Annotated in this window: 3 protein-coding genes; all 3 read left to right on the top strand. The window is 72.6% G+C overall.

What is annotated here, in order from left to right; all coding sequences use genetic code 11:
* Nucleotides 1-9: 9 nt before the first annotated feature.
* On the top strand, nucleotides 10-9,897 hold the full coding sequence (locus ACIQU6_RS41900; RefSeq protein WP_403487499.1) for an SDR family NAD(P)-dependent oxidoreductase: 9,888 nt from the start codon (nucleotides 10-12) through the stop codon (nucleotides 9,895-9,897).
* Nucleotides 9,898-9,940: 43 nt separating this feature from the next.
* Nucleotides 9,941-14,872, top strand: coding sequence for a type I polyketide synthase (locus tag ACIQU6_RS41895; RefSeq protein ID WP_403487497.1), 4,932 nt, complete (start codon nucleotides 9,941-9,943; stop codon nucleotides 14,870-14,872).
* Nucleotides 14,873-15,010: 138 nt separating this feature from the next.
* A partial coding sequence (locus ACIQU6_RS41890; RefSeq protein ID WP_403487501.1) for a type I polyketide synthase occupies nucleotides 15,011-16,665 on the top strand: 1,655 nt, incomplete at its 3' end.

The raw sequence follows: 16,665 nt of genomic DNA, 5'->3' as shown, positions 1-16,665 counted from the left end.
GCGGAGCGGTTGGGGGCGTTCCTTGGTGATCGTCCTGAACTGTCCCTGGTTGATGTGGCGTTCTCGTTGGCGTCGTCGCGGATGGTGTTGGAGCATCGGGCGGTGGTGGTCGGCGCCGACCGGGACGAGCTGCTGGGTCGCCTTGGCTCGCTGGCGGTGGGGGAGCCCGCCACTGGTGTGGTCACGGGTGCTGGCGCGGGTGCCGGCTCCGGCGCGGTGTTGGTGTTCCCGGGCCAGGGTTCGCAGTGGGTCGGCATGGCGGCCGGGCTGTTGGACTCGTCGGAGGCGTTCGCGTCCCGATGGGCTGAGTGTGAGCGGGCGTTGGCGCCGTTTGTGGACTGGTCGTTGACGGAGGTGGCGCGTTCGACGGACCCGGCTGTCCTGGAGCGGGTTGATGTCGTTCAGCCGTTGTTGTGGGCGGTGATGGTGTGTCTGGCGGCGACATGGCAGGCTGCCGGTGTGGAGCCGGCGGCGGTGATCGGTCACAGTCAGGGTGAGATCGCGGCCGCGGTCGTCGCCGGTGCGTTGTCGGTGGAGGACGGTGCCCGGGTCGTCGCTCTTCGCTCGCAGGCCATCACCGCCCTCTCGGGTGCTGGCGGCATGCTGTCCGTTCCCCTCCCCGTCGCCGAGGTCGAGCCCGTCCTGGCCGGCTACGAGGGCTTGGGCGTGGCGGCGGTCAACGGCCCGGCGGTGACCGTCGTTTCGGGTGATGCCGCAGCCCTGGACGCCATCCAGGCGGCCTGGGAGGCGGAGGGCGTCCGCGTCCGTCGCATCCCGGTGGACTATGCCTCGCACTCCCCGCATGTCGAGGTCATCCGGGACCGCATCCTGACCGACCTCGCCCCGATTGTGCCGGAGGCGACCTCCGTCGGTTTCTTCTCGACGTTGACGGGTGAGTCTTTGGACACTGCCGACCTCGACGCCGACTACTGGTATCGCAATCTCCGCCAGACCGTCCGCTTCGAGGACGCCGTCCGGGCCGCGGTCACCGCCGGCCACACCGTCTTCATCGAAGCCTCCGCCCACCCCGTCCTGACCGTCGGCGTGGAGCAGACCCTCGACGCGGCAGACGCCACCGGAGCCGCCTTCGGTACGCTCCGCCGCGACCACGGCGATGCGGCGCAACTCCTCACCTCGCTCGGCCAGGCGCACCTCCACGGCCTGCCCGTCGCCTGGGACAAGGTCCTCGCCCCGTACCATCCCCGGCGCGTCGACCTGCCCACCTACGCCTTCCAACGCCAGCGCTACTGGCTGCCCACAGCCGTGGCCGATCCGGCCGAAGCGGCGGGTACCAACGGGCACTTCAGGGCCGTGGACTCCGTCGAGGCGCGCTTCTGGGAAGCGGTCGAGCGGGAGGACCTGGAGGGGCTGGCCGAGACGCTGGCGCTCGACGGTGGTGAAGGGAGCGGCGAGGAACTGGGCGCGCTGCTGCCCGCCCTCTCGGCATGGCACCGGCAGCACCGCGAGGCGTCCGAGGTGGACCAGTGGCGCTACCGGATCGATTGGAAACTGGTCGACACGACGGCGGCGCGGCTCGCCGGGACGTGGTTGGTGCTCGGCCACGCGGACGCCCCGATGGCCGACTGCCTGGCCGCGTTGGCGAAGCACGGCGCCGAGGTCATCACCGTCGAGCTGACCGATGCGGACGCCGAACGCGACGTACTGGCAAAGCGGTTGACCGATGCGCTGGACGGCCGTCGGCCGAACGGCGTGGTGTCGTTGCTCGCCGCCGCGGAGGGTTCCCACCCGCGGTACCGCGCCATGCCGGCGGGACTGGCGCTCACGTTCACCCTGGTCCAGGCGCTCGGTGCGGCCGGAATCGAGGCGCCGCTGTGGTGCCTGACGCGCGGCGCGGTCGCGGTGTCCGGCGTCGAGGCCCTCGCGCGGCCCGTGCAGTCCCAGGTCTGGGGACTGGGACGGGTGGTGGCGTTGGAGCACTCCCCGCGCTGGGGCGGCCTGATCGACGTGCCCGAACAGCTCGACGAGCGTGCCCAACAGCGGCTGGTGGCGGCGCTGTCCGGCATCGACAACGAAGACCAACTGGCCGTGCGTCCGTCGGGCGTCTTCGTGCGGCGACTGGTCCGTGCACCCCTGGGCACCGCGGCGCCGAAGCGGGCGTGGCGGCCGCGCGGCACCGTCCTCGTCACCGGCGGGACCGGGGACATCGGGCCCAGCGTCGTACGGTGGTTGGCCCGCAACGGTGCGGAGCACATCGTCCTTCCCGGACGCCGGGGCCAGGCGGCACCGGGCATCCCCGAGCTGACCGAGGAACTCGCCGCGACCGGCACCCGGCTCACCGCCGTAGCCTGCGACGTCTCGGACCACGCTGAAGTCGCCGCCATGCTGGGCGACTTGAAGGCCAACGGCGAACCGGTCCGCGCCGTACTCCACGCCGCGGCACTGATCGAGGTCGGCTCGATCGCCGACAGCACGCTGAGCGAGTTCGACGACGTGATGGCCGCCAAGGTCCTCGGCGTGCAACACCTGGCGGAACTCCTGGACGGCGGCGGAGGGGACGACGGCGAAACGGGCGAGGACAGTGCGGGCGAGACCGAGCCGCTCGACGCGTTCGTGCTGTTCTCCTCCATCGCCGGTGTCTGGGGAAGCGGCGACCACGTCGCCTACGCCGCCGCCAACGCCTACCTCGACGCGCTCGCCGAGCACCGCCGCGCGCGCGGCCTGCCCGCCAGTTCCATCGCCTGGGGCATCTGGCACGCGACCAACGAATGGGGCGGCGGCAGCATCCCCGAGGGCGTGGACCCCAGCCTGGTCCGCAAGCGCGGTCTGCCGTTCCTCGACCCGGACCTGGCGATCTCCGGTCTCCAACGCGAACTCGACCACGACGAGCCGTTCATCGCTCTCGCCGACATCGCCTGGGACAGATTCGTCCCCACCTTCACCTCCGTGCGGGTCTCCCCGCTCATCGAGTCCGTCCCCGAGGCGCGCGCCCTCCTCGACGCCGAGACCACCAAGGGCAACCAGGCGGGACCGGACACCGAGACGCCGCTGCGCAGGCGCCTGTCCGGCCGACCCGCGGGCGAACGCCGCCAGGCAGTACGGGAACTCGTCCGCACGCACGCGGCCACCGTCCTCGGCCACGACTCCGCCGACGCCCTCCCGGCAGGCAAGGCATTCCGGGAACTGGGCTTCGACTCGCTCGCCGCCGTTGACCTGCGCAACCGCCTCAACACGGCCAGCGGACTGGCCCTGCCCGCGACCGTCGTCTTCGACTACCCCACGCCCGAGGCCCTGGCCGACTACCTGCTCGCCGAGACCTTCGGCACCGCCGACGACGCACGGGGCACCACGACGACCGCGACGACCACCGGCCCGGCGGTCACCACCGTCATCGCCGACGACGAACCCATCGCCATCGTGGGCATGGGCTGCCGCTACCCCGGGGGCGTGGCCTCACCGGCCGACCTCTGGCAGGTGCTGACCACCGGCACCGACGCGGTGCGGCCGTTCCCCACCGACCGCGGCTGGGACCTGGAGTCCCTCTTCGACGCGGACGCGGACGCCGCCGGCAAGTCCTACGTCCGCGAGGGCGCGTTCCTCGACCGCGTCGCTGACTTCGACGCAGGCTTCTTCGGGATCTCGCCCCGCGAGGCCCTGGCCATGGACCCGCAACAACGGCTGCTGCTGGAGACCTCCTGGGAGGCCCTGGAACGCGCCGGCATCGACCCGAGTTCGCTGCGCGGCAGCCAGACCGGCGTCTTCACCGGCACCAACAACCACGACTACGGCACGGCAGTCCTCCGCTCCGGCAACAGCTCCGAGGGCCACGTCCTGACCGGCAACGCCTCCAGCGTCATCTCCGGCCGCGTCTCCTACACCTTCGGCGCCGAGGGCCCCGCCGTCTCGGTCGACACCGCCTGCTCCTCGTCACTGGTCGCCCTCCACCTGGCGGTTCAGGCACTGCGCAACGGTGACTGTTCGCTGGCCCTGGCCGGCGGCGTCGCGCTGATGGCGACCCCGGGCGCGTTCATCGCGTTCTCCCGGCAGCGCGGCCTCGCGACGGACGGCCGATGCAAGGCGTTCTCCGACGACGCCGACGGCATGGGACTGGCCGAGGGCGTCGGGGTGATCGTCCTGGAACGCCTCTCCGAGGCCCGACGACACGGCCACGACGTGCTCGCCGTGATCCGCGGCACCGCGGTCAACCAGGACGGCGCGTCGAACGGTCTGACCGCGCCGAACGGTCCGTCCCAACAGCGGGTGATTCGGCAGGCGTTGGCGAACGCGCGTCTGTCGGCGGCCGACGTGGACGTGGTCGAGGCGCACGGCACGGGTACCAGGTTGGGCGATCCCATCGAGGCTCAGGCGCTGCTCGCGACGTACGGCCAGGATCGGGACGTGGACCGTCCGCTGCTGCTGGGTTCGGTGAAGTCCAATATCGGTCACAGCCAGGCGGCCGCGGGTGTGGCCGGTGTGATCAAGATGGTCGAGGCCATGCGCCACGGCGTGCTGCCGAAGACCCTGCACGTCGACGCCCCGTCCTCGCACGTCGACTGGACCGCGGGCGCGGTGGAACTGCTGACCGAGGCCCGCCCGTGGCCGGAGTCGGACCGGGCGCGTCGCGCCGGCGTGTCGTCGTTCGGTATGAGCGGGACCAATGCGCATGTGATTCTGGAGCAGGCTCCGGAGCCGGACGTTGCGGAGGTCGAGCCCGGACGTTCGGACGCGGGTCCGGTGGCGTGGGTGTTGTCGGGCAAGTCCGAGGCCGGCCTGCGGGCCCAGGCCGAACGCCTACGGGAATTCGTTGCGGAGCGTCCGGAGTTGGCGCCGGTTGATGTTGCGGTGTCGTTGGTGTCGTCGCGTGCGGTGTTGGAGCATCGGGCGGTGGTGGTGGGTGCGGATCGGGAGGTGTTGCTGGAGGGTGTGGGGTCGGTGGCGTCCGGTGAGCCTGCTGCGGGTGTGGTGACGGGGACGGGCTTGGATGCTGGTTCGGGTGCGGTGTTGGTGTTCCCGGGGCAGGGTTCGCAGTGGGTCGGTATGGCGGCCGGGCTGTTGGACTCCTCGGAGGCGTTCGCGTCGCGTTGGGCTGAGTGTGAGGGGGCGTTGGCGCCGTTCGTGGACTGGTCGTTGACGGAGGTGGCGCGTTCGACGGACCCGGCTGTCCTGGAGCGGGTTGATGTCGTTCAGCCGTTGTTGTGGGCGGTGATGGTGTGTTTGGCGGAGGTCTGGCGGGCTGCCGGTGTGGAGCCGGCGGCGGTGATCGGTCACAGTCAGGGCGAGATCGCGGCCGCGGTCGTTGCCGGTGCGTTGTCGGTGGAGGACGGTGCCCGTGTTGTGGCCCTCCGCTCGCAGGCGATCACCGCCCTCTCGGGTGCGGGTGGCATGCTGTCCGTTCCCCTCCCCGCGGCCGAGGTGGAGTCGGTCCTGGCCGGTTACGAGGGGCTGGGTGTTGCGGCGGTCAACGGGCCGGCGGTGACGGTCGTTTCGGGTGATGCTGCTGCCTTGGATGCGGTGCAGGCTGCCTGGGAGGCGGAGGGTGTCCGCGTTCGTCGCGTCCCGGTGGACTACGCCTCGCACTCCCCGCACGTCGAGGCGCTCCGCGACCGCATTCTCGCTGACCTCGCGCCGATTGTGCCGGAGGCGACCTCCGTCGGCTTCTTCTCGACGTTGACCGGTGAGGCGATCGACACCACGGACCTCGACGCCGGTTACTGGTACCGCAATCTCCGCCAGACCGTCCGTTTCGAGGATGCGATCCGGGCCGCGGTAGCCGCCGGGCACACCGTCTTCATCGAAGCGTCCGCGCACCCGGTGCTGACCGTTGGCGTGGAGCAGTCCCTTGATGCGGCCGACGTCACCGGTGCCGCCTTCGGCACCCTGCGACGTGACCACGGCGATGCGGCCCAACTCCTCACCTCGCTTGGTCAGGCGCATCTCCACGGTCTGCCTGTTGCCTGGGACGTGGTCTTCGCTTCGCATCGCCCCCGGCGGGTGGAGCTTCCCACCTATGCTTTCCAGCGTCAGCGTTATTGGCCGAAGGCCGTGGTTCGGGTGTCTGGCGATGTGCAGGGGCTGGGGTTGGGTGCGGCCGGGCACCCGTTGTTGGGTGCGGCGGTGACGTTGGCGGATTCCGAACAGGTGGTGCTGACGGGCCGGTTGGCGCTCTCTACGCACCCGTGGCTCGCCGATCACGCCGTGCGCGGCACCGTTCTGCTGCCCGGTACCGCCTACCTGGAGCTGGCCCTCCACGCCGGACACCAACTGGGTTGCGACGCGGTGGAGGAGCTCACCCTCGAAACGCCGCTGACCCTCCCCGGAACCGGCGGGGTGCAACTCCAGGTCAGCGTGGAGTCCGAGGACGAGTCGGGGCGCCGCGCGCTGTTCGTGCACTCCCGGCCCGACGCGGACGGTGACGCGCCGTGGACGCGGCACGCCGCGGGCGTCCTCGTCCCGACCACCGCCCCGCCGGCGCCGACCGGACTGGAGGTATGGCCGCCGGCCGGCGCCGCCCCGGTCGACCTCACCGACGTCTACCAGCGCTTCGCCGGCCAGGGTTTCCACTACGGCCCGGTCTTCCAGGGGTTGCAGGGCGTGTGGCGGCGCGACGGCGATGTGTTCGCCGAGGTCCGGCTGCCGGCGGACCAGTCCGTGGACGCGTTCGGTCTGCATCCGGCGCTGCTCGACGCGGCCCTGCAGTCGATGATCGCGGTCGGCCTGGAACGCGCCGGCGACGACGGTTCCGAGGTGGGCCGGCTGCCCTTCGCCTGGAGTGGCGCCACACTGACCGCCGTTGGCGCCCGGGCGCTGCGCGTGTGCCTGTCGCGGGTCGGCCGGGAAGGGCTGGCGCTGACCGTCGCGGACGGCACCGGTGCCCCCGTGGCGTCCGTGGAGTCGTTGGTCTCCCGCCCGGCCTCGACGGTGCGGTTCGACGCCGCGGCCCAGGGCGCCAACTCCCTCTACGCCGTCGAATGGGTCGCCCCCGCGCCACGGCCGGCGGTCGACGCCACACCGACCCGCAGCTGGGCGGTGCTCGGCGCCGGTGACGCGATCGACGCGGACGAGTCCGGGGCGACCGGCATCCGCCGTTACGCGGATCTGGCTGCCCTGCGCACCGCGTTGGACGGGGAAGGGGCAGGAGGCTCGGACCGGGCCGACATCGACGCGGTACTCGTCGAACTCGTCCCGAACGGCGCGTCGTTCACGGCAGCGCAGGTGTCTGTGCCCTCGCCGACCCCCGCCCCCGAAGCCGTGCAGACCACGGTCACCAGCGCCCTGGCGCTGGTCCAGGAATGGCTGGCCGACGAGCGGTTCGCCGGCGCGCGGCTGGTGATCGTCACCCGGGGCGCGGTCGGTGCGTTGCCCGGCGACCGGGTCGACGGCGTGGTGGTCTCGGCGGTCTGGGGACTGGTGCGCTCGGCGCAGTCGGAGCACCCCGACCGCATCGTGCTGGTCGACGTCGAGGAGCCCGACCACGGCGCTCCGCCCGCCACCAAACCGGCCCCGCTCGACCTGCTGCCGCGATTCCTCTCCGTGGGCGAGCCCCAACTCGTCGTGCGGGCAGGGGAGTTGCTTGTGCCGCGACTGGCGCGGGCCGCTGGCGTCGGCGGGCTGGCGCTGCCCGACGGCGACGACTGGCGGCTGGACGTGACCGAGGCCGGCACTCTGGAGAACCTGGCGGCCCTGGACCACCCGGAGGCCCGGCGCCCGCTCGGACCCGGCGAGGTGCGGATCGGGGTGCGGGCCGTCGGCCTCAACTTCCGTGATGTGCTCATCGGGCTCGGTATGTACCCCGACGCGGTCGCGATGGGGGCCGAGGGCGCCGGCGTGGTCCTGGAGGTCGGGTCCGAGGTGCGCGATCTCGCCCCGGGCGACCGGGTGTTGGGCATGTTCTCCGGTCAGCTCGGCCCGGTGGCCGTGGCACACCGCCCGTTGGTCGCCGCGATCCCGGAGGGCTGGTCCTACGAGCGGGCCGCCACCGTCCCGGTGGCCTTCCTGACCGCCTGGTACGCGCTGACCGAGCTGGCCGGACTGCGCGCCGGAGAGTCGGTGCTGATCCACGCCGCGGCCGGCGGCGTGGGCATGGCGGCCGTGCAGGTGGCACACCACCTGGGCGCACGCGTCCTGGCCACCGCCAGCCCGACCAAGTGGAAGGCGGTCCGCCAACTTGGCGTGCCGGAGGTGGAGTTGGCCTCGTCCCGGACCCTGGAGTTCGAGCAGGAGTTCCTGCGAGTCACCCAGGGCGCCGGGGTGGATGTGGTGCTGGACGCACTCACCGGCGAGTTCGTGGACGCGTCGCTGCGGCTGCTGCCGCGCGGCGGGCGCTTCATCGAGATGGGCAAGAACGACGTCCGGGACCCGGAGAAGGTCGCCGGGGACCACTCCGGCGTCACCTACCGGGCCTTCGACCTGGTCGAGGCCGGCACGGAGCGCCTCGGCCGGATGCTCACCGAGGTGATGGACCTCTTCGCTCGCGGTGTGTTTACCCCGCTCCCCACCGCGACGTGGGACGCCCGACACGCCCCGGAGGCGTTCCGGGTCATGAGCCAGGCACAGCACGTGGGCAAGCTGGCGCTGCGGATGCCCGTGCCGCTGGCCCCCGAGGGCACGGTGCTCATCACCGGTGGCACCGGCACGTTGGGCGGCCTGGTGGCCAGGCACCTGGTACGCGAGCACGGCGTGCGGCACCTCCTGCTCACCAGTCGCCGAGGGTCGCAGGCGCCCCAAGCAGCCGCGCTGCAGGCCGAGTTGACGGATCTGGGCGCGGATGTGGAGATCCTGGCCTGCGACGCGGCCGACCGGGACGCCCTCGCCGCCGCCCTGGGCGGCATCCCGGCCGCGCACGCGCTGACCGGCGTGGTGCACGCGGCCGGCGTGCTGGACGACGGCGTCATCGAGGCGCTCACCCCGGAACGACTGGCGGCCGTGCTGCGGCCCAAGACCGACGCGGCACTGAACCTGCACGAGCTCACCCAGGGCCTCGACCTCGCCGCGTTCGTCCTCTTCTCCGGCGGCGCCGGGGTGTTCGGCAATGCGGGCCAGGCCAGTTACGCGGCCGGCAACGCCTTCCTGGACGCCCTGGCCCAACACCGCCGGGCCCGGGGCCTGCCCGGCACCTCGCTCGCCTGGGGACTGTGGGCCGAGGCCAGCGGCATGACCGGCCACCTCGCCGACACCGACCGGACCCGCATGGCGCGTGGCGGAGTCCGCCCGCTCACCACCGACGAGGGGATGGCCCTGCTCGACGCCGCCCTCCGCACCGACACCGCGGCGCTCGTCCCGATCAAGCTCGACCTGGCGGGCCTGCGGGCCAAGCGCAAGCCGGTACCCGCCCTGCTGCGCGGCCTGGTGCGCACCGACCACCGGCGCACCGCCGAGTCCGCCGAGACCGCGGCGGGCCCGTCCTTCGCCCAGCGCCTGGCCGGCCTGCCGGAGGCGGACCGCGACCGGTTCCTGGTGGACCTCGTCCGCGGCCACGTGGCGACCGTACTGGGCCACGCCTCGGCCGACGCCGTCGAACCGGACCGCGCGCTCAGCGAACTCGGCTTCGACTCGCTGACCTCGGTCGAACTGCGCAACCGGCTCTCCACGGCGACCGGGCTCCGCCTGCCCGCCACGGTGGTCTTCGACTACCCCACCCCGGCCGCCCTCGCCGCCCACCTGCACGCGGCGTTGGGCACCGGCCCGGCGGCACCGGCGCCCCGGGTGACCCTGCTCGACGACCTGGGCCGCCTGGAGGCCGCGCTGTCCGCCGTCCGCCCCGACGATCCCTCCCTCGCCGCCGACGAGGCCGCACGGGAGAGCATCACCGCCCGGCTGCGCGCCCTGGTGCACCAGTGGAACGAGGCGCAGGCGGGCCCGGATGCCGGGGCCGACGATCTCGACTCGGCGAGCGACGACGAACTCTTCGAGGCTCTCGACAACGAACTGGGGCGCTCCTGATGCACACGGGGGACGTAGGCCACCGCCACGACGAGGGAGTGCTGTGATGGCGAACGACGACAAGCTCCGCGACTACCTGAAGCGGGCCACCGCCGACCTGCGCGACGCCAACCGGCGACTCCGCGACTACGAGGAGCGGGACGCCGAACCCATCGCGATCGTCGGCATCGGCTGCCGCTACCCCGGCGGCGTCCGCTCCCCGGAGGACCTGTGGGAACTGGTCCTGGCCGGCGACGAGGCCATCGGCGCGCTCCCGGCCGACCGCGGTTGGAACCTGGACACCCTCCTCGACCCCGACCCGGACCGGCCCGGCACCAGTTACTCCCGCGGCGGCGGATTCCTCTACGACGCGGCCGAGTTCGACGCCGACTTCTTCCGCGTCTCACCGCGCGAAGCACTGGCGATGGACCCGCAGCAGCGGCTGCTGCTGGAAACCTCCTGGGAAGCCATCGAACGGGCCGGCATCGACCCGACGACACTGCGCGGCAGCCAGACCGGCGTCTTCATCGGCGCCGCCCCCTCCGGCTACGGCTCCGGCCGACGGGCGACCACCGAGAACTCCGAGGGCCACGTCCTCACCGGCAACGCCACCAGCGTCCTCTCCGGCCGCCTCGCCTACACCTTCGGCCTGGAGGGACCGACCGCAACGCTCGACACCGCCTGCTCGTCGTCCCTGGTCGCGGTCCACTGGGCACGCCAGGCACTGCGCCAGCGGGAATGCACCCTGGCCCTGGCCGGCGGTGTCACCGTGATGGCGACACCCGGCATCCTCACCGCGTTCAGCCGCCAACGCGGCCTCTCCGTCGACGGCAGGTGCCGGGCGTTCGGCGCCGGCGCGGACGGCTTCGGACTCGCCGAGGGCGTCGGCATCCTGGTCCTGGAACGCCTCGCCGACGCCCGCCGCAACGGCCACCCGGTCCTCGCCTTGATCCCCGGCTCCGCGGTCAACCAGGACGGCGCCTCCAACGGCCTCACCGCGCCCAACGGCCCCTCCCAACAACGCGTCATCGCCCAGGCACTCACCAGCGCCCGCCTCTCCAGCCGCCAGATCGACGCGGTGGAGGCGCACGGCACCGGCACCTCACTGGGCGATCCCATCGAGGCCCAGGCACTGATCGCCGCCTACGGCCAGGAACGGGACGCCGACCAACCGCTGCTGCTGGGTTCGGTGAAGTCCAACATCGGTCACACCCAGGCGGCCGCGGGCGTGGCCGGCGTGATCAAGATGGTGCAGGCCATGCGGCACGGCCTGTTGCCCAAGACCCTGCACATCAACCCCCCGTCCCCGCACGTGGATTGGTCCGCCGGCGCTGTGGAGCTGGCCACGGAGAACCAGCCGTGGCCGGAGTCCGGCCGGGTGCGCCGCGCGGGCGTGTCGTCGTTCGGCATGAGCGGGACCAATGCGCATGTGATTCTGGAGCAGGCTCCGGAGCCGGACGTTGCGGAGCATGAGCCCGGACGTTCGGACGCGGGTCCGGTGGCGTGGGTGCTGTCGGGCAAGTCCGAGGCCGGCCTGCGGGCCCAGGCCGAACGGCTGCACGGCTTCGTCGCGGAGCACCGGGAGTTGGCCCCGGCGGACGTTGCCTTCTCACTGGCGACGTCGCGGGCGTCGTTCGACCACCGGGCGGTGGTCGTCGGCGCCGATCGGGATGCACTACTGGCCGGCGTGGGCTCGGTGGCGGCGGGCGCCCCGGACCTCGGCGCGGTGACCGGCACCGGCTCGGCCGTCGGCTCCGGCGCGGTGTTGGTGTTCCCGGGCCAGGGTTCGCAGTGGGTCGGCATGGCGGCCGGGCTGTTGGACTCGTCGGAGGCGTTCGCGTCCCGATGGGCTGAGTGTGAGCGGGCGTTGGCGCCGTTCGTGGACTGGTCGTTGACGGAGGTGGCGCGTTCGGTCGACCCGGCCGTGTTGGAGCGGGTTGATGTCGTTCAGCCGTTGCTGTGGGCGGTGATGGTGTGTCTGGCGGCGACCTGGCAGGCGGCGGGTGTCGAACCGGCTGCCGTGATCGGTCACAGTCAGGGTGAGATCGCGGCCGCGGTCGTCGCCGGTGCGCTGTCCGTCGAAGACGGTGCCCGGGTCGTCGCCCTTCGCTCGCAGGCGATCACTACCCTCTCCGTTGCCGGCGGCATGCTGTCCGTCCCCCTTCCCGTCGCCGAGGTGGAATCGGTCCTGGCCGGCTACGAGGGGCTGGGTGTCGCGGCGGTCAACGGGCCGGCGGTGACGGTCGTTTCAGGGGACGCTGCCGCCTTGGATGCGGTGCAGGCTGCCTGGGAGGCGGAAGGCGTCCGCGTCCGTCGCATCCCGGTGGACTACGCCTCGCACTCCCCGCACGTCGAGGCGATCCGGGACCGCATCCTGACCGACCTCGCCCCGATTGTGCCGGAGGCGACCTCCGTCGGCTTCTTCTCGACGTTGACGGGTGAGTCTGTGGACACTGCCGACCTCGACGCCGACTACTGGTACCGCAATCTCCGCCAGACCGTCCGTTTCGAGGACGCGGTACGGGCCGCGGTCGCCGCCGGCCACACCGTCTTCGTCGAAGCCTCCGCCCACCCCGTCCTGACGATCGGCGTGGAGCAGATCCTTGAGGACGAGGGCGCGTCCGGAGGCGCCGCCCTCGGCACCCTCCGCCGCGACCACGGCGATACGGCGCAACTCCTGTCCGCCCTCGGTCAGGCACACGTCCACGGCCTCCCGGTCGACTGGGAAGCGGTCCTCGCCCCGCACCACCCCCAGCGCGTCGCCCTCCCCACCTACGCCTTCCAACGGGGCCGCCACTGGCTGGAGTTCGCGGCTCCCGACTCCGCGCCCGCCTCGGCCGGCGACGGGGTGGAGTCGCGGTTCTGGGAGGCGGTCGCGGAGGAGGACTGGGGGACGCTGGGCGAGGCACTGGGCATCGTGGAGGAGGCCGGCCTCGGCTCGGCCGTGGCCGCGCTGTCGACCTGGCGTCAGGCGCACGGCGTCGAGTCGACGGTGAACGGCTGGCAGTACCAGGTGAGTTGGTCGCCGCTCGCGGACTCCGACGCCGAGGCGCGGACGCTCTCGGGTAGTTGGCTCCTGCTGACCGACGGCGGCGAGCCGGCGCACCGGGGCCGGGCAGCCGACGACGAGCAGGGGTCGGAGCCGTGGGCCGATGTCGCGGCCGCCGTCGAACGCCACGGCGCACGCCTCCTCCGGATCACCGTGCCGTCGGACACGGACCGGGAGGCGTTCGCCGCCCTCCTCCGCGACCACGCCCGTCCCCAGGAGGACGGTCGGCCTGACGACGCCGTCGCGGGCGTTCTGGTCGCGCTCGACGTGTTCCGCTGTGCCACCGCGCTCCAGGCACTGACCGACGTCGACATCACGGCCCCAGTGTGGGCGTTGACGCGCGGCGCCGTCTCAACCGGCCCCACCGACCGAGACGTTGACCCGGACGCCGCGCTGGTCTGGGGCCTGGGGCGCACCGCGGCGCGCGAGTACCCCGACCGCTGGGGCGGCATGGTGGACGTGCCCGGGCAGGTGGACGAGCGCACCGGACGCCGGCTCGCCGGGACCCTCGCCCAGCGCGCCGAGGACCAGGTGGCCGTCCGGGCGTCCGGGACCTACGGCCGGCGACTGATGCGTTCCGCCCGTACGACGGCCGGCGCCGACGAGTGGTCGGCGGCCGGCGGCACCGTCCTGATCACGGGCGGCACGGGCGCGTTGGGCGCCCAGGTGGCCCGGTGGGTGGCCGGCCGCGGCGCGCAGCGCATCGTGCTGCTCAGCCGCCGGGGCGACCAGGCACCGGGCGCCGCCGAGCTGCGGGACGAACTGACTGAGGCGGGCGCCGAGGTGCGGATCGCCGCCTGTGACGCCGCGGACCGGGACGCGCTGACCGCGGTGCTGGCCCAGGAGAAGCTCAACGCGGTCTTCCACACCGCCGCCGTACTGGACGACGGGGTGCTGGACGGCCTCACACCCGAGCGCTTCCGCACCGTGTTCGGCCCGAAGGTGGACGCGGCCAGGCACCTGCACGAACTCACCGGCGACCACCCCGTCTCGGCCTTCGTGCTGTTCTCGTCCCTGGCCGGCACGTTCGGCAACCCCGGACAGGCCAACTACGCCGCTGCCAACGCCTACTTGGACGCCCTCGCCGAACAGCGGAACCGGCAGGGCCGGCCAGGGACCTCCGTTGCCTGGGGTGCCTGGGGCGAGGCCGGACTGGCGACCGCCGACGCGGTGGAGCGGCGACTGTCCCGGGGCGGCATCGAGGCCATGGCACCGGAGTTGGCGCTGCGGGCGCTGGGCCGGCTCGCCGGCACGAACGGCAGCCATGTGATCGCCGACATCGACTGGGAACGCTATGTCCCCGGCGTCGTCGCGGTCCGCCCGCACGCCGCACTGCAGGGCGTCCCCGAGGCCCGCCAGACAATCCAGGCAGACCAGTCGACCGTGGGTGGCGTGGGTGGCTCCTCGAAGGGCGCGCTCGCCGACCAGGGCACGCTCGCCGCCCGCCTGGCCGCCGTGCCCGCCGGGGAACGCGAACGGACGGTGCTCGATCTGGTGCGTGCCCACGCCGCGACCGTCCTCGGCCACCCCTCGGCCGACGCCGTCGCGCCCCACCGCACCTTCCAGGACCTCGGGTTCGACTCCCTCACCGCGGTGGAGTTCCGCAACCGCCTCGCCCGCGCGACGGGCAGCGCGCTCCCCGTCACACTCGTGTTCGACCACCCGACGGCCGCCGCACTGGCCGCGCACCTCCTCCACGAGCACGGGGGCCTGACCAAGAACACCGACACACTGCTCGACGATTTCACCCGCCTGGAATCCGTCCTCGCCGAACTACCGGAGTCCGATGCGGTCGTCGGCCGCATCCTGCTGCGGATGCAGAAGCTGGTCGACACCTGGCGGAACGCCAGGCCCACGGACGACACCGCCGAGCCGCTCCGGGACGTCGACTCGGCCACCGATGAGGAAATGTTCGAATTCCTCGGCAAGGAATTCGGGATTTCGTGACGCTATCGCCAACTAGCCGCTGTTCGCGGCTTGTTGAGCACACTTCTCTGCTCACTGAACACTCTTGGCCCGCTGTGCGCTCGCCGCTCACCGGGCATGGGAAAAACGGGGAACGAGGGTCCGCTGATGTCTAACGAGATGTCCAACGAAGACAAGCTCCGCTACTACCTGAAGCGGGCCACCGCCGACCTCCAGGAAGCCCATCAGCGGCTGCGGACCTTCGAGGCCAAGGACACCGAGCCGATCGCCATCATCGGCATGTCCTGCCGCTTCCCCGGCGGCGCCGCCTCCCCCGAGCAACTGTGGCACCTGCTGTCCTCCGGCGAGGACGCGTTGTCCGGCTACCCCACCGACCGCGGCTGGAACCTCGACCGGCTCGCCGCCTCCGCGGCCCCCGGCGCGGACGCCAACGGGATCGGCGGATTCCTCCACGACGCCGCCGAGTTCGACGCCGACCTGTTCGGCATCTCGCCGCGCGAGGCGGTGGCGATGGACCCGCAGCAGCGCCTGCTGCTGGAAGCCTCCTGGGAGGCGATCGAACGCGCCGGCATCGACCCGCTGTCGCTGACCGGCAGCCGCACCGGCGTCTTCGCGGGCATCAACGGTCAGGACTACGTCCACCTCCTCAGCAACGCCGCCGACGACATCGACCTCTTCGGCGGCACCTCCGTCGCCGCCAGTGTCGTCTCCGGCCGCATCTCCTACACCCTCGGACTGGAGGGCCCCGCGGTCTCCGTGGACACCGCGTGCTCCTCGTCGCTGGTCGCCCTGCACATGGCGATCCAGGCACTGCGCGCCGGGGAATGCACGATGGCGCTCGCCGGCGGCGTGACGGTGATGTCGACCCCGGCCAACTTCGTGGCCTTCGGCGCACAGGGCGGCCTGGCCCCCGACGGCCGGGTCAAGGCGTTCGCCGACGCCGCGGACGGCACCGGGTGGGGCGAGGGCGTCGGCATCCTGCTGGTCGAACGGCTCTCCGACGCCCACCGCCACGGTCACCCCGTACTGGCCGTCGTCCGCGGCTCCGCGGTCAACCAGGACGGCGCCTCCAACGGCCTCACCGCCCCCAACGGCCCCTCCCAGCAACGGGTGATCCGCCACGCCCTGGCGAACGCCCGACTGACCGCCGGCGACGTGGACGCCGTCGAGGCCCACGGCACCGGCACCCGCCTCGGCGACCCCATCGAGGCCCAGGCACTGCTCGCGACGTACGGGCAGGAGCGGGACGCCGACCGGCCCCTGCTGCTGGGTTCGATCAAGTCCAACCTCGGCCACACCCAGGCCGCCGCCGGCGTCGCCGGTGTGATCAAGATGGTCCTGGCGATGCGGCACGGTGTGCTGCCCAAGACCCTGCACGTGGACACCCCCTCGTCCCACATCGACTGGGCCGCCGGTCACATGCGGCTCCTGACCGACGAAACCCCCTGGCCCGAGACGGACCACGAACGCCGCGCGGCCATCTCCTCCTTCGGCATCAGCGGCACGAACGCGCACGTCATCTTGGAGCAGGCGCCTGCCGAGGCATCCGTCGACGATGGGCAGCGGCCGACCGCCACTCCGTCCGCTGGTGGTGCGGCGGCCGCGCTGCCGTGGCTGCTGTCCGCCAGGTCGGCGGCGGCCCTGCGGGCACAAGCCCGCCGCCTGGCCGCGCACCTCACGGACCATCCCGAACTGTCCCAACTCGACGTGGCCTACTCCCTGGCGACGACCCGGGCCGGGCTGGATCACCGCGCGGCTGTGGTCGGTGCCGACCGGGATGCGCTGTTGGCCGGTCTGGCGGCGTTGGCGGAGGG

Origin of the sequence: Streptomyces sp. NPDC090442, from assembly GCF_044769405.1 — a bacterium.
Classification (GTDB): domain Bacteria; phylum Actinomycetota; class Actinomycetes; order Streptomycetales; family Streptomycetaceae; genus Streptomyces.
The sequence above is the reverse complement of the archived record's forward strand: the minus strand, read 5'-3'. Positions and strand labels throughout refer to the sequence as shown.